Annotated in this window: 18 protein-coding genes; 7 read left to right on the forward strand and 11 right to left on the reverse strand. The window is 69.4% G+C overall.

What is annotated here, in order from left to right; translation table 11 throughout:
* Positions 1-49: 49 nt before the first annotated feature.
* Positions 50-1,123, forward strand: a complete 1,074-nt coding sequence (locus OG817_RS30010; protein WP_406047915.1) for a GTP-binding protein — start codon at positions 50-52, stop codon at positions 1,121-1,123.
* A gap of 13 nt (positions 1,124-1,136) precedes the next feature.
* Here OG817_RS30010 and OG817_RS30015 read toward each other — a convergent pair whose 3' ends face one another.
* Positions 1,137-1,841: a maleylpyruvate isomerase N-terminal domain-containing protein gene (locus OG817_RS30015; protein WP_360438531.1), complete on the reverse strand. Its 705-nt coding sequence runs from the start codon at positions 1,839-1,841 to the stop codon at positions 1,137-1,139.
* 89 nt (positions 1,842-1,930) lie between these two features.
* A complete protein-coding gene (locus OG817_RS30020; RefSeq protein WP_406047917.1) occupies positions 1,931-2,707 on the reverse strand; it encodes an HpcH/HpaI aldolase/citrate lyase family protein in 777 nt (258 codons plus the stop codon).
* Positions 2,708-2,780: 73 nt separating this feature from the next.
* Between OG817_RS30020 and OG817_RS30025 the strand changes: the two genes are divergently transcribed.
* The gene (locus OG817_RS30025) at positions 2,781-3,701 is read left to right on the forward strand and encodes a phosphotransferase (protein WP_406047919.1); all 921 of its coding nucleotides are present in this window, start codon (positions 2,781-2,783) and stop codon (positions 3,699-3,701) included.
* On the opposite strand, the gene OG817_RS30030 is transcribed toward OG817_RS30025, so the two are convergent.
* The gene (locus OG817_RS30030) at positions 3,698-5,227 is read right to left on the reverse strand and encodes an acyl-CoA carboxylase subunit beta (protein WP_396391880.1); all 1,530 of its coding nucleotides are present in this window, start codon (positions 5,225-5,227) and stop codon (positions 3,698-3,700) included. The genes OG817_RS30025 and OG817_RS30030 overlap by 4 nt on opposite strands.
* Positions 5,228-5,234: 7 nt before the next feature.
* Entirely contained in the window at positions 5,235-6,398 is a 1,164-nt protein-coding gene (locus tag OG817_RS30035) for an acyl-CoA dehydrogenase family protein (protein ID WP_406047921.1), read from the reverse strand.
* Positions 6,399-6,621: 223 nt separating this feature from the next.
* Between OG817_RS30035 and OG817_RS30040 the strand changes: the two genes are divergently transcribed.
* The gene (locus OG817_RS30040) at positions 6,622-7,032 is read left to right on the forward strand and encodes a MerR family DNA-binding transcriptional regulator (RefSeq protein WP_396391878.1); all 411 of its coding nucleotides are present in this window, start codon (positions 6,622-6,624) and stop codon (positions 7,030-7,032) included.
* 77 nt (positions 7,033-7,109) lie between these two features.
* Here OG817_RS30040 and OG817_RS30045 read toward each other — a convergent pair whose 3' ends face one another.
* Positions 7,110-7,541: a MarR family winged helix-turn-helix transcriptional regulator gene (locus OG817_RS30045; RefSeq protein WP_406047923.1), complete on the reverse strand. Its 432-nt coding sequence runs from the start codon at positions 7,539-7,541 to the stop codon at positions 7,110-7,112.
* A 65-nt stretch (positions 7,542-7,606) separates the two neighbouring features.
* Here OG817_RS30045 and OG817_RS30050 point away from each other — a divergent pair, with 65 nt between their 5' ends.
* Together OG817_RS30050 and OG817_RS30055 are read left to right on the forward strand one after the other, a co-directional pair.
* Positions 7,607-8,377 (forward strand): nitroreductase/quinone reductase family protein, encoded by a 771-nt coding sequence (locus OG817_RS30050; protein WP_406047925.1) that lies wholly within the window; start codon positions 7,607-7,609, stop codon positions 8,375-8,377.
* Positions 8,378-8,441: 64 nt separating this feature from the next.
* Positions 8,442-8,993, forward strand: coding sequence for a dihydrofolate reductase family protein (locus OG817_RS30055; RefSeq protein ID WP_406047926.1), 552 nt, complete (start codon positions 8,442-8,444; stop codon positions 8,991-8,993).
* On the opposite strand, the gene OG817_RS30060 is transcribed toward OG817_RS30055, so the two are convergent.
* Genes OG817_RS30060 through OG817_RS30085 form a run of 6 tightly spaced genes read right to left on the reverse strand, consistent with a single transcriptional unit; the run spans position 8,975 to position 18,511 of the window.
* Positions 8,975-9,661, reverse strand: a complete 687-nt coding sequence (locus OG817_RS30060) for a sirohydrochlorin chelatase (protein WP_406047927.1) — start codon at positions 9,659-9,661, stop codon at positions 8,975-8,977. The genes OG817_RS30055 and OG817_RS30060 overlap by 19 nt on opposite strands.
* Positions 9,658-10,788: a uroporphyrinogen-III synthase gene (locus tag OG817_RS30065; protein ID WP_406047928.1), complete on the reverse strand. Its 1,131-nt coding sequence runs from the start codon at positions 10,786-10,788 to the stop codon at positions 9,658-9,660. The genes OG817_RS30060 and OG817_RS30065 overlap by 4 nt, the downstream gene beginning before the upstream one ends.
* Complete coding sequence (gene nirD / locus OG817_RS30070; RefSeq protein WP_406047929.1) at positions 10,775-11,116, reverse strand: nitrite reductase small subunit NirD; 342 nt, start codon at positions 11,114-11,116, stop codon at positions 10,775-10,777. Before nirD ends, OG817_RS30065 begins: the two co-directional genes overlap by 14 nt.
* Entirely contained in the window at positions 11,113-15,009 is a 3,897-nt protein-coding gene (nirB, locus tag OG817_RS30075; RefSeq protein WP_406047931.1) for a nitrite reductase large subunit NirB, read from the reverse strand. Before nirB ends, nirD begins: the two co-directional genes overlap by 4 nt.
* Positions 15,006-17,147, reverse strand: a complete 2,142-nt coding sequence (locus tag OG817_RS30080) for a molybdopterin oxidoreductase family protein (protein WP_406047932.1) — start codon at positions 17,145-17,147, stop codon at positions 15,006-15,008. The genes nirB and OG817_RS30080 overlap by 4 nt, the downstream gene beginning before the upstream one ends.
* Positions 17,144-18,511: an MFS transporter gene (locus OG817_RS30085; protein ID WP_406047933.1), complete on the reverse strand. Its 1,368-nt coding sequence runs from the start codon at positions 18,509-18,511 to the stop codon at positions 17,144-17,146. The genes OG817_RS30080 and OG817_RS30085 overlap by 4 nt, the downstream gene beginning before the upstream one ends.
* A gap of 127 nt (positions 18,512-18,638) precedes the next feature.
* On the opposite strand from OG817_RS30085, the gene OG817_RS30090 reads away from it, so the two are divergent.
* On the forward strand, positions 18,639-20,858 hold the full coding sequence (locus OG817_RS30090) for an MMPL family transporter (RefSeq protein WP_406047934.1): 2,220 nt from the start codon (positions 18,639-18,641) through the stop codon (positions 20,856-20,858).
* Between the two features lie 10 nt (positions 20,859-20,868).
* Positions 20,869-21,309 (forward strand): YdeI/OmpD-associated family protein, encoded by a 441-nt coding sequence (locus tag OG817_RS30095; protein ID WP_406047935.1) that lies wholly within the window; start codon positions 20,869-20,871, stop codon positions 21,307-21,309.
* The last annotated feature ends 47 nt before the right edge of the window (positions 21,310-21,356 follow it).

Consider the following 21,356-nt stretch of genomic DNA (forward strand, 5'->3'; position numbering starts at 1 on the left):
CGCGACTCCCGGTCTGGACTGATGAAAACCGTTTTCATATACTCGAGAGATGACCGCCCATTCGAAGACGCCGTTGTCCCTGCTGGTCGGGCTTTCCACGACACTGCGGGAACCTGTGCTGGACGCGATGCTGGACACCACCAGCGTGGCCGTGGTCGTGGACCAGGACGAGCTGCCCGGGCGGGGCGTGCTGTCCTGGCGCGTGCTGGACGCATCCGGGCCGATCGACACCGGCGAGTTCACCGTGGGCGACGACTGTGGGGCGTGTGAGCTGATCGAGTCGCTGCTGCCGTTGCTCGAGGCCCTGGTCGCGCGGCAGCACTGGGATCACGTCGTACTGGCGGCGCCTCCGGCGATGGAGGCGCGGCCACTCGCGGGTTCGCTGGTCGCGGCGATGCCGGAGATCGTCGTCGACACGATCACCTGCGTGGTGGACGCCGTACTGCTGGTCGAGCAACTGTCCGGTGACGAGCTCCTCGACGAGCGCGGTCTCGCACTCGGGCTGCCGGACCGCCGCAACGTCGCCGAGCTCACCGCGCGGCAGATCGAGTACGCCGACGTCTGCGTACTCGCCAACCTGCATCGCAACGCAGCGCCGGATCGACTGCACAACCTGCTGCTGCACCTGAACCCGCGGACCACAGTCGTCGCGGCGGACCCGGCCGGCGTACCGGAAGGGCCGGTGGCGCGGACCGGGTTGTTCGAGTTCGCCGCCGCCGAGGCGTGGGCCGGTGAGCTGGCGTCGTCCGATCGGGTCCAGCCGAGTGGTGACGGCGTGACGACCGTGCTCTGGCGGTCCACGCGGCCGATGCATCCGTCACGGTTGAACGACGCTCTCGAGGACATCGTGGACGGCGTCGTCCGCAGCCGCGGCGTGGTCTGGCTGGCGAACCGGCCGACGCAGCGCGTCCGCTGGGAGTCCGCCGGGTACAGCGCGTCGCTCGGCATGCTCGGCGAGTGGTCGGACACCGAGCACCTGGCCGAATGCACCGTGGTTGCGACCGGCATGGGTCTGGATCCGGCGCGGCTGCAGTCGATCCTCGACGCGTGCCTGCTGACCGAGTCCGAACTCGCCAGCCTGGACTGGAACGACCTCGACGACCCGTTCGCCGGAATGCTCTGAAGCCCGCGGCCGGCTAGCCCAGCAGCGGCAGGCGGTCCGCGTGTGGACCGAGCATGTCCAGGTCGTCCTCGTCCAGCGGCACCCGGCCGGTCGCCTTCAGCACGTACGTCGTCGTGTCCCAGCCGATCAGGTCCCACGCCTCCGGACCGAACAGTCCGTCCAGCGTCCGCGCAGTGACCTGCAGCGCCTCCGGATCAGGCTCGGGCGCGTCCGGCAGTCCGACGGTCAGGTCGAGATGATGGACCGTTGCCTCCAGCACCAACGTGGCCACGAAGTCGGTCGCCCGCAGTACGTGACCCTGCGTCTCGATCCGCCGCCCCTTCTCCGACAGCCCGGCCGCGGCCGCCCGCACGGCAGCCTCGGACACCTCCCGCCAGTGCTGGACCAGCATCCCCGGCCTCCGGTACGACGACGCGACGCCGCGGACGAAGCTCGTGTCCGGATTGTCGCCGTCCATCCGCGGCGGGAAGTCCTGCCAGTACGTGACGAAATCCCGGTCCGGCCCGACCACGGCCGGGCTCGCGAACGCGATCAGCGCACGCTCGGCGTCGTACAGCAGATGGACCAGCAGGGGCCCGACCGGCATCCCCGGGCACCTGGTCGCGAGCCCGAAGTCGGCGTCACTCAGCCCCTGCACGACCTCCGTCAGCCGCCCGTACTCCCGGCCCAGCGTCGCCGCCAGCCGCAGCGGCAACGCCCCTCGCTCGGGTGCCTTCATCCCCGGCCTCCTCGGTGTGCTCCCTTGAAGAACCTAACCCGGGAGTACGCCGTGATGTTCCTAGTGCCCTGAGTCGCCGACTCAGGACACTATGAGCGTGCAGTGTCGAGGTGTGCGGCGGCGCTGGCCTCGAGGTGGCTGAGGTCGGAGGCGACGGTCGCGTAGGTATAGCCCTGGCTCAGCCGCCGCCGGGCGGACTGCCCGTCCTGGGTGTGGATGCCCGCCGCGACCCCCGCCTCCTGCGCGGTCCGCGCGATCAGTGCGACGGCTTCCTCGAACGGCCCCTCGACTTCAGGATCCCCGGGGAAGCGAGCGCCGACTGACAGCCCGAGATCCGACGGCCCGACGTAGATCCCGTCCAGGCCCGGCGTCGCGCAGATCTCGGCCACGTTCTTCAGCCCGAGCGGCGTCTCGATCATCGCGAGTACGACGGTCGCCGCGTCCGCGTCGGCCGGGACCGGGCCGATCCGCAGCGACGCCCGCATCGGCCCGAAGGACCGCACTCCGGTCGGCGGATACTTCGCCGCTTGCACGGCCCGGGTGACGTCCTCGGAGTTGTCCACGAGCGGCACGATCACGCCGGTCGCACCCGCGTCCAGGGCCCGGCCGATCGGCGTCGGATGGTTCGCCTCGACCCGCACCATCCCCACCGTCGCGCCGCCACCAAGAGCAGCGCCCGCGTCCACCGCGAGCAGCCCGTTCAACAGGCCCTGGTACCCCAGCAGACCGTGCTGCCCGTCCAGTACGACGTAGTCGTATCCCAGCCTCGCGATCCGCTCGGTCGCCACCGGTGCGTCCATCACCACCCAGTAACCGATCAGCTGCTCCCGGGCCCGAATCCTGTTGGCGAAATCGTTTGCGCTCACACCGAGCACCCTATCGGTCCTCGTCGCGCCAAATCGCTCGCGTGACCGTCCAATGGACTGGAGGATGCAGGGTATGCCCTCCACAGACCACCTGCTCGACGACCTCGTCTCCGCGGCCGGACTGGCGCCGGTGCGCTCGGTCGAACCGCTGCGTGGGCACGGGTTCGACCACGAGGTACTGCGCGCGACCCTGGCGGATGCACGGCAGGTCGTGCTGCGGCATCGGCAGGAGGCTCGTCCCCTGCCCCAGGGCCGAGCGCGTTTCCTGGCCGACCACGACGTACGGGCGCCGGCACTCCTCGGCGGCAACGAGTTCGCGACGCTGTACGACTACGTCCCCGGCGACATGCTGTCCGCGGTGATCGACAAGATGACCGACGCCACCTGGAGATCGGTCGGTACGGCGTTCCGTCGCGTCCATGCGGTGCGCTTCCCCAGCGGTCTGTCCGGCCACTTCGGTCCCGGCAGCCTGATCCTGCACCCGACCGATCCGGTCGAGGAGCTCCACCGGCTACTGGTCGACGCCGAGTCCCGACTCGAGCCCAACCTCCCGTTCGTCCTTCCCTGGCTCCCGCGCCTACATGCGCTGATCGACGATCACGCCGAGCGGCTACGGCAGGCTCCGACCGCCCTGCTGCACGGCGACGTCTTCCTGGCCAACATCATCGTGGGGACGTCACACACCACCCTGATCGACTGGGACCAGACCCGCGTGGGCGATGCCGGCCAGGAGATCGCCGCCCTCGACGAGCGCATCCAGCTGAGCAACGGCGGCTCGCTGCCCGACGCGTTTTTCGAGACCTACGGCCGGCGGCCGGAGACCGCTGCCCTCCATCGCCTCACCAACGCGATCGCCTGGTTCACCCACGGGCCGTTCGCGGGCTGGGCCATCGACCCCAGCCTCGACGCCGACCGCACGCACCTGGTGACCGGCTGGCGGGACAGCCTGGTCGACTACCTCGCCGGCCTCGGCGAGCGCTTGCAGGAGTTCTAGACCGGCGGTACGCCGTGGCGGCGGGTGGAGAAGTGGCGGTCCTTGGTCTGGGCCGCGGCGAGCCGGGCGATCAGGTCGGTGCGGAGGTCTTCCGGCTCGACGATCGCGTCGATGACGAGGTCGGAGGCCAGCCGGAGGATGTCGATGTCGGTCTCGTACTCCTCCCGCAGCCGGGACACGTACTCGACCCGTTCACCCTCGTCGGCGATCTCCTGGATCTTGTTGTAGTACACGGCGTTGATCGCCGCCTCCGGACCCATCACCGCGATCTTCGCGGTCGGCAGCGCCACGCACGCGTCCGGCGAGAAGCCGGGTCCACACATCGCGTAGAGGCCGGCGCCGTACGCCTTGCGGACGATCACCGACACCGTCGGCACGGTCGCCTCCGACACCGCGGTGATCATCTTCGCGCCGTGCCGGATGATCCCCGCGCGCTCGACCTCGCTGCCGATCATGAACCCCGGTACGTCGCACAGGTACACCAGCGGCACGTTGAACGCATCGCACAGCCAGATGAACCGGGCCGCCTTGTCCGCGGAGTCGACGAACAGCACGCCGCCCTTGACGGCCGGCTGGTTCGCCACGATCCCGACCACCTGCCCCGCCAGCAACCCGAACCCGGTGACGAGCTCCGGGGCGTACGCCGGTTTGACCTCGAAGAACGTGTCCGCGTCGACCAGCGCGTCGATCACGTCGTGGATGTCGAACCCGACGCTCTCCTCGGCCGGAACCAGGTCCCGGGTGAAGTCCCTGGCCGGCGGCGCGGCGTCGTACGACGGCGGCCGCGTCTGCCACGAACCGGGCAAGTAGGAGAAGTACGTGCGGGCCAACTCGATCGCCTCGGTGTCGTCGGAGGCGAGCAGGTCGCCGCAGCCGGAGACGCTGGTGTGCATCCGGGCGCCGCCCATCTCCTCCAGTGTGACCTTCTCGCCGACCACCATCTCGGCCATCCGCGGCGAGCCCAGGTACATCGAGGCGTTGCCGTCGACCATGATCACGAGGTCGCAGAACGCCGGGATGTACGCGCCGCCGGCCGCCGACGGGCCGAACAGGCAGCAGATCTGCGGCACCTTGCCCGACAGCGCGACCTGATTGTGGAAGATCCGCCCGGCACCACGCCGCCCCGGGAACAGATCCACCTGGTCGGTGATCCGCGCGCCGGCGGAGTCGATCAGCCAGAAGATCGGCAGCTCGTCGCGGAGCGCGACCTCGGTGATCCGGACGATCTTCTCCACCGTCCGGGCACCCCACGACCCCGCCTTCACGGTCGGGTCGTTCGCGACGATCAGCGCCGGCCGGCCGTCGACCAGCGCGCGGCCGGTGACCACGCCGTCGGCGGGCAGGCCGGCGTTCAGGGCGTTGGCCAGCTGCGCGTCCTCGACAAAGCTGCCCTCGTCGACGAGCAAGGCGATCCGGTCCCGCACGTACAGCTTGTTCTGGCTGGCCAGTTTCGCCGCAGCCTTGTCCGGCGGGCCGAGGGTCGCCTCGCGGGCGACCTTGACCTCGGTCCAGTGATCGTGGGTCATGCGGTCATCATTCCACTGGGAGGCCGAGGCTTCGGGCGATCAGCATGCGCTGAACCTCCGACGTCCCCTCGCCGATCTCGAGGATCTTGGCGTCCCGGTAGAAGCGCGTCACCGGGTACTCCTCCATGAATCCGTAGCCGCCGAACACCTGGGTGGCGATCCGGGTCGCGGTCACCGCGGACTCGGTCGCGTACAGCTTCGCCACCGACGCGGCCTGCTTGAAGTCCTGCATCGACGCGCCCGCGTCCTTCAACGCGGCCGCTCGGTAGACGAGCAGCTCCGCCGCGTCCGCCATCACCTTGAGATCGGCGATCTGGAACGCGACACCCTGCTTGCGACCGATCGGCACTCCGAACGTCGTGCGCTCGCCGGCGTACTGGACCGACATCTCCAGGCAGGCCCGGATGCAGCCGAGCGCGACCGCGGCGATCGCCACCCGCCCGTCGTCCAGCGTCGCGAGGAACTGCGCGAAACCCTTGCCGCGCTCGCCCAGCAGGTTCGCCTCCGGGACGCGGCAGCCGCTGAGCGACAGCGGGTGCGTGTCACTCGCGTGCCAACCCAACTTGTCGTACGCCGCCTCGGCCGCGAAGCCCGGCGTACCACTCGGGACGATGATGGTGGAGATCTCCGGCTTGCCGTCCGCCTTCTCACCGGTCCGCGCGGTCACCGTCACGCACGAGGTGATGGACGAGCCGGAGTTGGTGATGAACTGCTTCGAGCCGTCGATCACCCACTCGCCGTGCTCGAGGACAGCCCGGGTCTTGGTCGCGCCGGCGTCCGAGCCGGAATCGGGCTCGGTCAGGCCGAACCCGGCCAGCTTCTGGCCGGCCACCAGGTCGGGCAGCCAGGTGGCCTTCTGCTCGTCGGTGCCGAAGGTGAGGATCGGGTTGATGCCGAGCCCGACCGCCGCCTCCAGGGTGATGCCCATCGACTGGTCGACGCGGGAGATCTCCTCGATCGCCACGCACAGACTGGTGAAGTCACCGGCCGAGCCGCCGTACTCCTCCGGGGCGGTCAGCCCGAACAGGCCGAGCCGGCCCATCTTCTGCACGACCTCCACCGGGAAGTAGTGCTTGCGGTCCCATTCGGCCGCGTGCGGGGCGATCTCCGCCTCGGCGAAGTCGCGCACGCTGCGGCGGAACTCGCGGTGCTCCTCGGACAGCTCGTACATGACCCACTCCTCTGTACTTGACGCTCAGCCTCCCGTCCCCCTCTCCATCACCAAAGCACCTGGTGGATGTCGGGGCGAGACGGGAATCCGTGTGCTTGACGCTCACCTTCCCTTCACCCTCTCCATCACCAGAGCAGCTGGTGGTTGTCGGGGTGAGATGGGAATCTGTTGCTTGACGCTTACGTAAACGTAAAGCACAGTGGGGTGCGTGCACAATATCCGGGTGCCCGCTCAGACCTGGTCGATCGCCGAACTGGCGGCCGAGTACGACGTCACCCTGCGCACGATCCGGTTCTACGAGGACCGCGGCCTGCTCACGCCCGAGCGCCGCGGCACCGTCCGCGTGTACCACTCGCGCGACAAGGTCCGCCTCGGCTTGATCCTGCGCGGCAAACGCCTCGGCTTCTCCCTCGACGAGATCGCCACCATCGTCGACATGTACGACGCCGAGCCCGGCGAAGAGGGTCAGCTCGTCTACCTCCTGGACCAGATCACCCACCGCCGCGCCGACCTCGAACAACGCCGCCGCGACATCGACGAGACCCTCCACGAACTGGCCGAGGTCGAAGCCCGCTGCCAGTCCGACCTCACCTCCCTCCGCGGGCGGACCGCCCCCACTCACCAACCTCGCTGACACCCCGCCCTTTCACCCTTGCTCAGCGCACCAAGCGACGGAGTGGGCGCGTTGGTGAGTGCCGGCGGTCCGGGTGGTCAGAGAGCGTCCTCGTACGCCTTGAGGGTCTTGACGAACGTCGCGCGTTCGTCGTCGGACAGCGGCTCGAGCGCCTCACGCCAGGCCCGGGCGCCGCGGGCCAGCCAGTCGTCGATCGCCTCCCGATGCGCGTCCGACAGGGTCACCACGGCACGACGGCGGTCCTCGGGGTGTTCGCGACGATCGAGAATGCCTTTGCGGCTGAGCTCGCCGACCATCAGGCTGACCGTCGCCGGAGTGACCTCGAGACGTTCGGCCAGGTCGTTGACGCCGAGCGGGCCGTCGAACAGCAGGTAGGCGAACAGCGAGAGATGCCGGGGCGCGAGATTCAGGCCGGCCAGCTCATCGGGCACCTTGATCCGCTTGGTCCGCCCCACCATCCGCGGCATCAGCAGCAACAGCGTGCGGATGCTGTCATCGACGCTTGACATACCTTTGTCCTTAAAACTATTTTGCTTGCAAAGCTAAACAACTCCGTCCAGCAAAGGGTATGCGCGTGAACGCACAGTTGCTGTCTCTGACCACCACCGGCGCGCGCTCCGCCCGGCCGCACACCACCACACTCGCGTACGCCGAGGACGGCGGGCGGCTGATCGTGTTCGCCAGCAACGCCGGCCGGCCGCAGGCGCCCGCCTGGCTGCACAACCTTCGCGCCAACCCGGCCGTCACCGTCGAGGTCGGCGGCAGCCAGTACGACGCCGTCGCGACCGAGACCACCGGCGCCGAACGGGACCGACTGTTCGCCGACCAGGCCGCCCGCGACCCCGCCTTCGCGGAGTACCAGCGCAACACCTCCCGGGTGATCCAGGTCGTCGCACTCACGCCGGCCCGCGCCGGCGCCGCCACCGCACAGTTGAAGGAGATCCACGCCGGCCTCCGTCGCGAACTCACCGACACCCTTGCCGCGGTCGACATCTACCTGGCGGGAGAAGGCGAACTACCGGCGGCGATCAACGACCTGCAACGCCACTGCCTGTCGTTCTGCGGCTCCCTGCACGCCCACCACACCCGCGAGGACGGCGTCTTTCCGCGGCTGGCCGCGGACTTCCCCGAGCTGAAACCCGCGTTCGACCGCCTGACCCGCGAACACGAAGCCGTTGCCGTCCTCAACGAAAAGCTCACCGCGACGCTCGACCGGCTGACCACGGCGCCCACTCGCGCGACAGCCGAGCAACTGCGCGCCGACCTCGAACAGCTCGCCGGGGACCTCGAAGCCCACTACACCTACGAGGAGGCTCACCTCGGTCTCGCCCTCGACGCAGCCTGACACTGTCGATCTGGTCGGGACCCGTTCGTGTAGGAGGTGAGAAGACCGATACGAGGAGGTAGTCATGGGTGAGATCACGGTGGTGTGCAACGTGAGCCTGGATGGTGTGATGCAGGCGCCGGGCAGGCCGGACGAGGACCCGCGCGACGGGTTCCGGTACGGCGGGTGGGCAACGCCGTACAGCCAGGACGCCATGGGCCGCGTGCTCGGGCGAGGCCGCCGGTTCGGCGGGATGTTGCTCGGGCGCCGCACGTACGAGGACTTCGCCGGCTTCTGGCCGAACCAGCCGGACAACCCGTACTCCGAGGCCCTCGACAACCAGCAGAAGTACGTCGTCTCGTCGACCCTGACGAACCCCGCCTGGGCCAACTCCCACGTCATCACCCTCGACGACATCCCCAAACTGAAGACCGAGCAAGACCTCATCGTCCTGGGCAGCGGCCACCTGATCCGCTCCATCCCCGACCTGATCGACCACTACATCCTCCTCATCCACCCCCTGACCCTCGGCTCCGGCCAACACCTCTTCGGCAACCACCACCAGCCCCTGGCCCTGGACCACTCCGAGACCACCACAACCGGCGTAGTCATCAACACCTACAGCCCGGCGGCGTGAGCCAGCACCTGGACTTCGTCGTACCTGCGCAGGGCCAGTGCGGCGAGGCGGGGGTCGGCCCCCAGGGGTGGGCTGATGCGGTGGCCGGGGGCGCGACGGTGGATGAGGGTTTCGAAGAAGCCCGGGGCCAGGAGGTACGTCGCTATGGCTGTGCGGCCTGGGGTTCGGGAGAGGACTGTGGTGAGAGGGGCGGCGGTGCCGGAGATGTAGGCGACGTCGACCGGGCGGTCGATGCGGGTGGAGAGGAGCGAGGCTGCGGACGAGCAGTCCTGGAGGGCTCGGGGGTCCGAGGAGCCGGCTGCGGCGAGGACCACGTGGTCGACTCGGGAGAGGTCGCCCAGGCGGTCGGCGAGGATGTCGGCGAGGACCGGATCGGGGCCGAGTGCCGCCGCTGCGCGGACCCGGCGCGGATAGCGGTCCACCTCGGCCGCAACGTCGACGTACACGTGATAGCCGGAGCTGAGCAGCAGCGGCACCACGACCGCCTGGTTGCTGTCGGCAACCACCCGTCGAACCAGCGACGGCAACGCCGGTACGTCGACATCCACGAAGCCCAGCGACATCGGTACGCCGGGACGCTGCCGCGCCATCATCCGGACCAGTTCGTGGACGACCCGGATACCCCGCGGATCGGCGGTCCCGTGCGCCACCGCGACCAGGTCGATCACGAAGGAATCCCGGCCGCCTCGACCGCCAGCCGGTACCCGCGCCGGACCACCGTCCGGACCAGCTCCGGTTTCCCGATCGCCGTCCGGAGTCTGTTCACCGTGACCTCCACCGCGTGCACGTCCTCGGCACCAGGGAGCACCGCGAGCAACGCCGGCCGCGACACCACATCGCCTCCGGCCGCCACCAGTGCGGCCAGCACGGCCCGCGGACCCGGGCCGAGTGGCAGTACGACGCCGTCCAGGACCGCGGCGCCACCACGGATCACCAACTGCCCGTGCTCGGTCTCGATCGACCGCGCGTTGTCGTCGGTGAGCTGGTCGGTCACGATCCGGATCAACGCACCCAGCCTGAAGCGGTCCGGCACGAGCGGCTCCAGGCCCAGGTTCACGAACGGCCCGGCGGTCACCGGACCCACACAGGCGTTCAGCACCCGGCCGGACTTCAGCGCCGCGATCAGAGCGTCGTACTGCCCGGTCAAAGCCGCCGAGTCGATCATGGCCTGCGCACCGGGTGCCGATGTGTGCACCACCGCGTCCACCGCACCGGCGCCGATCTGACCGATCGTCCGCTCCACCAGAGCGGGATCGGGAGCCGGACCCCAGCGGTACACCTCCAGCCCACGCACCGATGCCCCGGCCGCGCGCAGCGAATCCTGCAGCGCCGGATCCGACAACCCATGCAGCTGTACGACGATCTTCCGGCCGCCGACACCCTGGTCGCGCAGCCAGTCCACCACCTCGGCCGTCGTCTCGGACCGCGCGGACCAGTGCTCGACCAGTCCGGCGGCCCGGATCGCGCCACGCGCTTTCGGCCCACGCGCCAGGATCCGCGACTGCTCCAGCGTGCCGAGCAGGTCCGCCGCCAGGCCGGCGCTGTCCGCGGACTCGATCCACCCGCGGAACCCGACCGCGGTGGTGACGACGACGTCGTCCGGCGGGTTCGCGATCACCCGCCGGGTCGCCTCGAGCAGCGCGTGGTCGTCGGCGACCGGCACGATCTGCAGCGTCGGCGCGTGCAGCACCTTCGCGCCTCGCCGCTCGAACGCCGCGATCAGGTCGTCCGCACGCCGGTGCGCGGTGACCGCGATCGTGCAGCCACTGAGTGGCCCGGGCCTAGCCGTGCTCACCGAGATTCACCATCACCTGTCCGTCGACGATCTCGACCTCGTACACCGGCAGCGACACCGACGAATCGTCCAGGCACTCGCCGGTGCGCAGGTCGAAGACCTGCTTGAACATCGGCGACGCCACCGTCGGCACCTCGCCTCTGCTCCCCACGATGCCACGCGACATCACGTTCGCCCCACTGAACGGATCCTGGTTGCCCAGAGCAAACACCTCGCCGCCGTGGGTCCGGAACACCGCGAGCTGCAGCTCGCCGGCCAAGGCGGCGACCCCACGCTCCGGCAGCAGCACGTCGTACTCACAAACCACAAACGCAGTCAGGACAGTCATCGGCGTACCTCCAATCGGGGGCCGGCCAGCAGCACCGGCTCCAGCTGTCCGCGTTCGGCCGGAGTGGCGGGCCGCGGCTGGTTGCGCTCGACCACGTACCGCAGGTCGGCGTCCGGCTGATCCGGCGCGTTCACGAAGGAGACGAACCGGGCCAGCTTGTCGGGGTCGTTGAGCGTGGCCCGCCACTCGTCCACGTACGAGTCGACATGCGCGGCCATCGCGGCGTCCAGGTCGGCGGCGATGCCGAGGCTGTCGTTCAGTACGACGTCGCGGACATGATCCAGACCGCCCTCGATGTCTTTGATCCACACCGCGGTCCGCTGCAGCCGGTCGCCGGTGCGGATGTAGTACATGAGGAACCGGTCGATGGCCTGGAACAGCTCTGGGTCGGTGAGGTCGGACGCGAGCAGTTCCGCGTGCCGCGGCGTCATTCCACCGTTGCCACCGACGTACAGGTTCCAGCCTTTCTCGGTCGCGATCACGCCGACGTCCTTGCCACGCGCCTCGGCACACTCCCGCGCGCACCCGGACACCCCGAGCTTGAGCTTGTGCGGCGACCGCAGCCCGCGGTACCGCAGCTCCAGCGCGATCGCCATCCCGACAGAGTCCTGTACGCCGTACCTGCACCAGGTGGAGCCGACACACGACTTCACGGTCCGCAGCGCCTTACCGTACGCGTGCCCGGACTCGAAGCCTGCGTCGACCAGCCGCTTCCAGATCGCCGGCAACTGCTCGATCCGCGCACCGAACAGGTCGACCCGCTGGCCGCCGGTGATCTTCGTGTACAGGCCGAAGTCGCGGGCCACTTCGCCGATCGTGATCAGCCCCTCGGGGGTGATCTCACCGCCCGGGATCCGCGGGACGACGGAGTACGTGCCGTCCTTCTGCAGGTTCGCCATCACGTGGTCGTTGGTGTCCTGCAGCGTCGCCCGCTCGCCGTCGAGGACGTGACCGGCCGGATCCAGGCTGGCCAGGATCGACGCGACCACCGGCTTGCAGATGTCGCAGCCGCGTCCGGTGCCGTGCCGCTCGACGATCTCGCTGAACGTCCGCAGCCCGGTCACCCGGACGACGTCGAACAGCTCGGCGCGGGACAACGCGAAGTGCTCGCAGAGTGCCTTGCTGACCTCGACACCGGCCTTGGTGAGCTCGGAGTTCAGCAGGTTCTTCACGATCGGCAGGCACGAGCCGCAACTGGTCCCGGCCTTGGTCTTGCCACACACCGACTTCATGTCGGTGCAGCCGTCGTCGCGGACCGAGCACCGGATCGCGCCGGCCGAGACGTTGTTGCACGAGCACACCGGCGCGTCGTCCGGCAGCTCGAGCTTGACCGGCGCGGCGCCCTCGGGCAGCAGGAACGCGGCCGGGTCCGCGCCGAGCTGGCGCCCGACCATCGGGCGGAGACCGGAGTACGCCGACGCGTCGCCGACCAGGATGCCGCCGAGCAACGTCCGGGCATCGTCGGACAGCACGAGCTTCTTGTAGACGCCGGCGACCGGGTCGGCGTACACGATGTCCAGTGCACCCTCGGTCGCGCCGAACGCGTCGCCGAAGCTGGCGACGTCGACACCGAGCAGCTTCAGCTTGGTCGAGGTGTCCGCACCCGGGAACGTCGCCGCACCGCCGAGCAGCCGGTCGGCGACGATCTCGGCCATTGTGTAGCCGGGGGCAACCAGTCCCCAGACCCGGCCCTCGATGCAGGCGGCCTCACCGATCGCCCAGACACCCGGCACGGAGGTCCGGCAGCCTTCGTCGACCACGACACCGCCGCGTTCGCCGATCGCCAGACCGGCCGCCCGGCCGAGCTCGTCCCGCGGCCGTACGCCGGTCGCGAACACGACCACGTCGGCGGGCAGATCGGGGCCGTCGGCAACGGCCATCGCGCGGGCCGCGCCTTGGGACGTCAGCTTCACCCGGCTGCACTGCGTCGACACCAGCACCTCGACGTCGAGTCCTTCGATCAGACGGGCGAGTGCGGCGCCACCACCCTCGTCGACCTGCAGCGGCATCAGCCGCGGCGCGAACTCGACCACCTTCGTCGCGGCACCCAGCGCCCGCAGCGCGCCGGCCGCCTCCAGCCCCAGCAGGCCACCGCCGACAACCACACCGCTGACCTGCCGGCCCTCGGACTTGAGCCGCTCCACGTAGACCCGGAGAGCGGCCACGTCGTCGACGGTCCGGTAGACGAAGCAGCCCTGCGCGTCGTTGTTCTTCACCGGCGGGACGAACGCCGACGAGCCCGTCGCCAGGACCAGCTCGTCGTACCCGATCTGCTCGCCGGGCGCTGTTGTCACAGTCCGAGCGGTGGTGTCGATCGACGTGACCTGGACGCCCTTGCGGAGCGTCACCGCCGGGTCGTCCCAGAGTTCCGGTTCGCCGAGCGCGAGGTCGTGGGGGTCGCGGCCGGAGAAGTAGCTGGTCAGCGCGACGCGGTCGTACGGCAGCCGTGGTTCCTCGGCCAGCACGGTGATGCGCCACTGGATCTCGGTGTCGCGGGATCGCAGTGCCTCCACGAGCCGGTGCGCGACCATGCCACCGCCCACCACAACCACGTGCCGGGCCTTCTTCAGCTCTGTCATCGTCGCCCTCCTGCTCGGAACTGGTTCGGTCTCGCCGCGCCGGAAGCGGTCGAGCAGTTCGCCGACGGCGCCGGTGCAGCTGCCGCACCCGGTCGTCGCCCGCGTCGTGGCGGCGATGCCGGCGACACTGTCGGCACCTCCACGCCAGGCCGCCTCGATCGCGGCCCTGGTGACCCCGTTGCAACGGCAGACGGTGGTCACCTTCTTCTTGGGTACGACGGGATCCGCCAGCAACCCGTCCGCCGCGACCGGCGTCCCGCGGTCCGCCAGCAGCACCAACTCCGCGGCCACCTCCGGCGCCCCGATCGCGACCGCGGACCGGACCACGCCGTCCCGCAGCACGGCCCGCACATACCGCTCCCCATCGTCGAGCCGCACCACCTCCCCGTCCTCATCCTTGTTGCCTAAGGCAAGTACGTCGAGCCCGCCGGCGGTCAGCCGCAGTACGTCGTACTCCGGCACGCCGGCCGGCTCACCGTTCAGATGCCGCGCCAGCGCCTCGGCCTGCCCCCACGCGGACGCGACCGTCCCGCTGACCCAGCCGTCAATCTCGGCACAATCCCCGATCGCATGCACTCGCGGATCATCCGGACTCGTCAGCGTGCGGTCGACAACGATCCCGTCCCGCACCGTCAGCCCAGCCGCCAATTCAGTCCGCGCCCGCACCCCACAAGCCACCACCAACAAGTCGCCGAACACCTGCCGCCCGCCACGCAGGCTCAACGCCCGGAACCGCCCATCCCGCGACGCAGCCCGTTCGACCGTCGCGTTGAGCAACACCTCCACGCCCAACTCGCGAACCGCCCGCGTAACCCGCCGCCCCGCCGATCCTCGAACCGCCTTGTCCAGCAGCGTTTCCCCGTCATGCACCAACGTGACCGGCACACCCCGCCCCCGCAGTGCACACGCAGTCTCAACACCAAGCACACCACCACCAAGCACAACCACCCGCCGCACCCGACCCGCGGCATCAACAAGAGCGCGGGCATCACCCACAGAACGCAAGGTGTGAGCTCCGGTCGAACCAACAAGCGCGGAAGGCACCGCACCGGTCGCGAACACCAACCGGTCGTAGGACCACTCGTGTCCGGCGGAGTCCGTTACTACGCGGCGGTTGCGGTCGACGGCTACTGCGGTGGCGACCGGCTCATTGCCGAGGATTGGCTCGGGGGTGCGGCCGGCGACGTACTCGGTGAGACGGCTGCGGTTGTACGACGGCTCGTCGCCCAGCACCGTCACGTCGTACGACGCCAAGAGCTCGGCCAACCGTCGACCGGCCATCCCGCCCCCGATGATCACCACGCGCGGGCTCATGCGGAGACTCCAGTCGCCGGCAAACTCGCCGCGCTCACCTCGACCGCACACGCCTTGAACTCAGGCATCCGCGACACCGGGTCCAGCACATCGTTGGTCAGCTCGTTGACCGCCTCCGCACCACCGAAGTGGAACGGCACGAATACCGTGTCCGGACGCACATCCGCCGTCACCCGCGCCGCCAGCACCATCGACCCGCGAGCGGTCCGCAACCGCATCGGCCGCCCATCCGCGATCCCCAACTGCGCCGCCACCCGTGGATGGATCTCCGCGAACACTTCCGGCTCCGCCGACGCCAACTCGGGCACCCGTCGCGTCTGCGCCCCACTCTGGTAGTGCTGCAACAGCCGTCCGGTCACCAGATACATCGGCGCCGCGGCGTGAAGATCATCCGCGACAGGCCGATGATCCACCGCCACCACGTGCGCCCGCCCATCCGGCGTACTGAACCCGTCCGCGAACAACCGCGGCGTCCCCGGATGCCCTGGAGAAGGAACAGGCCAGAACAACGCCTCCCCCGCATCGATCCGCTCCCAGCTGATCCCCGAGTAGTCAGCCTTTCCACCGGCACTGGCCAGCCGCAGTTCCTCGAACACCTCGGCCGGATCAGTCGAGAACGCCGCCCCACACCCCAGCCGCGAGGCCAACCCGGCAAAGACAGCCAGATCACTCCGTACGTCGCCAGGTGGCGCGACAGCAGCCCGCCGCCGCAGTACCCGCCCCTCGAGCGACGTCATGGTGCCCTCTTCCTCGGCCCACTGCGTCACCGGGAAGACGACATCCGCCAGCAGAGCGGTCTCGGACGGTACGACGTCCGCCACCACCAGCAGGTCCAGCGCGGCAAGGCGTTCCCGCACCGATGCGAGCCGCGGCGCCGACACCAGCAGATTGCTCCCGTGAACGAGCAGCGCCCGCGCACCTCCCGCCGTACCCAGCGCGTTGATCAACTCGACCGCGCTCTGACCAGGACCAGGAAGGTCGTCAGGATCCACACCCCACACCCGAGCAACGTGGGCCCGCGCGGCCGGATCGGCGATGCTGCGGTACCCGGGCAACTGGTCAGCCTTCTGCCCATGCTCCCGACCGCCCTGACCGTTCCCCTGCCCGGTGATGCAGCCGTACCCACTCCCCAGCCGTCCCGGCAAGCCAAGCGCCAGAGCAAGGTTGATACAAGCAGTCACCGTGTCCGTGCCCTTGCTGTGCTGCTCAGCACCGCGCCCGGTCAGAATGAACACTCCAGCGCCGCCATGCACCGGTGCAGCAGCCGCAAGCACCCGGGCCGCCCGCCGAATCGTCGAAGCAGGCACGCCCGTCACCCGCTCGGCCCGCTCAGGCCACCAAGCCGCGGTCGAGCGGAACAACCCCTCCGGGTCGTCCGTCCGCTCACTCAGGTACGCCGTGTCCGCAAGCCCTTCCTGCAGTACGACGTGGGTCAGCGCGAGGACCAACGCCAGATCGGTCCCGGGAGTCGCCTGGAGGTGGATCCCCGCGGCTTCCGCAGTCAGCCCGGCAGTCGCCGTACGACGCGGATCGACGACCAGCAGCCCACCGGCGTCGCGCGCGCCCTGCAGGTGCGCGACCGCCGGCGGCATCGTCTCGGCGATATTGCTGCCGACCAGCAGCACAGCACCCGCACCACCGACGTCGGCCAGCGGGAAAGGCAGCCCACGATCGATACCGAAGGCACGGTTCGTCGCGGCCGCCGCGGACGACATACAGAACCGTCCGTTGTAGTCGACGTTCGCGGTCTTGAGCGCGACCCGGGCGAACTTGCCCAGCGCGTACGCCTTCTCGTTGGTCAGCCCACCACCGCCGAAGACCGCCACCGCGTCATGACCGTACGAGTCCTGCAACGACCGGATGCGGTCGGCAACGAAGTCCAACGCGTCGTCCCAACTCGCCTCCACCAACTCACCCGCGGCGCTCCGTAGCAGCGGCGTCGTGAGCCGGTCCGGCACCGTCAGAACCTCCGGCGCCGTCCAGCCCTTCCGGCACAGCCCGCCGCGGTTGGTCGGGCCACCCTCAAAAGCTTGAATGGCTCGCGGCTGCACCGACACCGCACCCGGCCGGTCGACCGGGTGCAGGGTCGTCGCGCACTGCAGAGCGCAGTACGGGCAGTGAGTAGGGACAGCCGTCACACGCGCTCCCCACTCAGCGGGCCGCCCTTGCGGAGGTAGCAGAAGTACGTCACTGCCAGACAGACCACGTAGAAGCCGCAGAAGACGTACAGCGCCGGGATCAGCGAACCGAAGTGGCTCGTCGACATCGCGAAGCCGCGCGGGACCAGGAAGCCGCCGTACGCGCCGACCGCGGAGGCGATCCCGATGCAGGCCGCCGCCTCGCGACGTGCGCGGGCCGGGTCGCCCGGCGTGGTCAGCCGGAACACCGCCGGGATCATCCGGTACGTCGATCCGTTCGCGGCGCCACTGGCGACGAACAGGAACAGGAAGCTGATCAAGAACCCGGCGAAGCTGCCCGCGTTCAGCGAGACGATCGCCGCCAGGATGCCCAGGCCCATCACCACGAACGAGCAGACCGTCACCAGGGCACCGCCGACCAGGTCGGCCAGCTTGCCGCCGAACGGCCGCGCCACTGAGCCGACCAGCGCGCCGAGGAAGGCGATGTTGGCCCCGGTGACGTCCGGGAACGTGGTCTTGATCAGCAGCGGGAACGCGGCCGAGAACCCGATGAACGACCCGAAGGTGCCGATGTAGAGGAACGAGATGATCCAGGTGTGCGGCCGCTTCGCCGCTGTCACCGAGGCCCGGAACGACGAGGTCGCGACGGACAGGTTCACCATCACCTTCCACGCCAGTACGGCGGCCAGCACGATCAGCGGGATCCACAGCAGCCCGGCCCGGTTCAGCGACAACCCGGCTCCGGCGACGATCACGATCGGCACCACCAGTTGAACCACGGCGACACCGAGGTTCCCGCCGGCCGCGTTGATGCCGAGTGCGAAGCCCTTCTCCTTCTCCGGGAAGAAGAACGAGATGTTCGTCATACTGCTCGCGAAGTTGCCGCCGCCGACGCCGGCGGTGGCCGCGACCAGCGCCATCAGCCAGAACGGCGTGTCCGGCCGGGTCAGGAAGTAGGACAGTCCGGCCGTCGGGATCAGCAGGAGCAGCGCGGAGACGATCGTCCAGTTCCGGCCGCCGAACTTCGGCACCGCGAACGTGTACGGCAGCCGCAGCGTCGCGCCGACCAGGCTGGGCAGCGCGACCAGCCAGAACAACTGGTCGGTGCTGTAGGTGAAGCCCGCCTTGGGCATCGACACCACGACGATGCTCCACAGTTGCCAGACGGAGAAGCCGAGGAACTCGGCGAAGATCGACGGCCACAGGTTGCGCTGGGCCACCCGGCGGCCGGTCCGCGCCCAGAAGGTGGCGTCCTCGGGGTCCCACACATCGATCCAGCGGCCGCGGCGCGGCGCCTCGACCGTGCCGACCGTCCCGGTTCGGTCGCGGGGAGTGACGACCTCCGGTCGTGCCTCGAGCGTCATCGTGCGTCTCCGATCATCCGGCCTCACTTAGTAGGCCAGGACGCTATGACCGGGGTGTTTCCGAGCGGTCATCTGGTTGTTACGCCGCAGAAACGGCTCCCGCACACCGGTCGCGGAGTGGTGAGAGATGACTGGGTACTGTGCCCGTACCGACGGCGAGGGGACAGCGGTGGAACAGGACGAACGGCGGGGCCCGGACAACGGCAATGAGCTTCGGCAGGGCCGGGGCAAGGGGCGCTGGGCGTGGCGGGCCGCGATCGCGGCGGTCCTGATCGGCTGGCTGGTGCTGGGTTCGCTCGGCGGTCCGACGGTCGGCAAGCTGAGCGAGGTCCAGGAGAACGACAACGCGAACTTCCTGCCCAAGCAGGCCGAGTCGACCCTGGTCGCCAACGAGTCGGCCAAGTTCGTCGACTCCAAGGCCCTGCCGTACTTCGTCCTGATCGTGCGCGAGTCCGGCATCACGCCGACGGACCTGGCCAACGCGAAGGCCTTCCTCGCCTCCGTCCCGGCGATGGACCTCGGCGACGGCAAGACCATCGGCGACTACCTGGCCGCACCGGCCACGACGATCGTCCCGTCCGAGGACAAGAAGGCGCTGCTGCTCACGGTCGAGATCGATGGCGACCGGGCCGACGAAGTGGTCAAGGACGGCGAGACGGTGCTGTTCGCGGTCGCCGACACGATGCGCACAGGTATCGAACAGACCCTCACTCCGACCGGTCTCGATGTCTACGTCACCGGTCCGGGTGGCGTGTTCGCGGACTTCGTGGTGGCGTTCAGCGGCATCGACGGGATCCTGCTCGGTGTCGCGCTCGCGGTCGTCTTCGTCATCCTGCTCATCGTCTACCGCAGCCCGGTGCTGCCGATCGCCGTTCTGCTCACCGCCGTCTTCGGTCTCGCCCTCGCCGCCCTGGTGGTGTACCCGCTGGCCAAGAGCGACGTACTCGAACTGAACGGGCAGAGTCAGGGCATCCTGTTCATCCTGGTCGTCGGGGCCGCGACCGACTACTCACTGCTGCTGGTGTCGCGCTACAAGGAAGAGCTGCACGACTATGCCAGCAAGTACCAGGCGATGCGGATCGCGTGGCGGGCCGCGGTCGAGCCGATCGCGGCCAGCGCGGCGACCGTCATCCTCGGTCTGCTCTGCCTGCTGCTCTCCCAGCTCGGCAGCACCAAGGGTCTCGGCCCGGTCGGCGCGATCGGTATCGCCGGCGCCTTCATCTCCGCGATGACGTTCCTGCCCGCGATCCTGCTGGCCTTCGGGCGGCGGATCTTCTGGCCGTCGATCCCGCGGCTCGACCACGTGCACGCCCGCGACCAGGTCGGCGGCCGCAAGCTCTGGGGCCGGGTCTCCGGACTGGTCGGCCGCCGTCCGCGTCTGGTCTGGGTGATCTCCGCGCTGGCCCTGCTCGCGTGTGCCGCGTTCCTGCCGACGTTCAAGGCCAGTGGCACATCGCAGGAGGACCTGTTCCTGAACAAGGTCGAGTCCGTCACCGGCCAGGAGGTGCTCGGCCGGCACTTCGACGCCGGCGCCGGTACGCCGGTCCAGATCCTCACGCCGGCCGACCAGGCCGACCAGGTGGTCCAGACCGCGTCGAAGGTCGACGGCGTCGCCACGGCGTCCGCATCCGTGGCTCCCGGCGTACCGCCGAAGGTCGTCGACGGGAAGGTGCTGGTCCAGGCCACGCTGAACGTCCCAGCGGATTCACCGGAAGCCACCAAGGTGGTCGAGCATCTGCGGACCGAGCTGGACACGGTCAGTCCGGACGTCCTGGTCGGCGGCAGTACGGCGATCAACCTCGACGTACTCGACGCCAGCAATCGCGATCTGCGCGTGATCATCCCGACCATCCTGGCAGTGATCTTTGTCGTGCTGATGCTGTTGCTGCGCTCGATCGTCGCGGCGGTGCTGCTGGTGGTCGCGAACGTGCTCTCGTTCGGCGCGACCGTCGGGGTGAGCGCGATCGCGTTCAACCACATCTTCGACTTCCCCGGCGCGGACCCGAGCATCCCGCTCTACGCGTTCGTCTTCCTGGTTGCCCTCGGCATCGACTATTCGATCTTCCTGATGACCAGGGTGCGGGAGGAATCCCAGGAACACGGCACCAGACCGGGCATCCTGGTCGGCCTCGCGGTCACCGGTGGCGTGATCACCTCCGCCGGGGTGGTGCTCGCGGCCACGTTCTCGGCGCTCGGGGTGCTGCCGATCCTGTTCCTGGTCCAGATCGCGTTCATGGTCGCGTTCGGCGTACTGCTGGACACGACCGTGGTCCGCTCGCTGCTGGTGCCGTCGCTGGCCTACGACATCGGCAAGCGGGTCTGGTGGCCCAGCAAGCTCTCGTCCTAGGGTGCGAGCCATGGAGACGTTCGAGGGCACGATCGTGGTGAACGACGGGGGCGGCGCCTGGGTGGAGGTGCCGGGCGAGGTGATCGCCGGACTCGGTGGCGGGGGGCGGATCCCGGTGCACGCGACGTTCGACGGCGTCGCGTACCGCGGCTCGATCGCGTCGATGGGCGGCTGCATGGCGCTCGGCATCCTGAAGAGCATCCGCACCGAGCTCGGCAAGGGCGCCGGTGACCCGGTCACCGTCACGCTGACGCGGGACGCGGCCGAACGGACAGTGGAGGTGCCGGCGGAGCTCGCCGCGGCGCTCGAGGAGGCCGGGCTGCGGAAGGCGTTCGACGCGCTGAGTTACAGCCACCGCCGCGAGCACGTGACCGCGATCAATGACGCGAAGAAGCCGGAGACCCGCGCTCGCCGGATCGGCAAGGCGCTGGAGATGCTCAAGTCCTCTTGAGCCGTGGCTGTGTCGGGTCGCCTGTACCGACCGACTTCGTTAACCTC

Origin of the sequence: Kribbella sp. NBC_00889 (genome assembly GCF_045207705.1) — a bacterium.
Taxonomy (GTDB): Bacteria; Actinomycetota; Actinomycetes; order Propionibacteriales; family Kribbellaceae; genus Kribbella.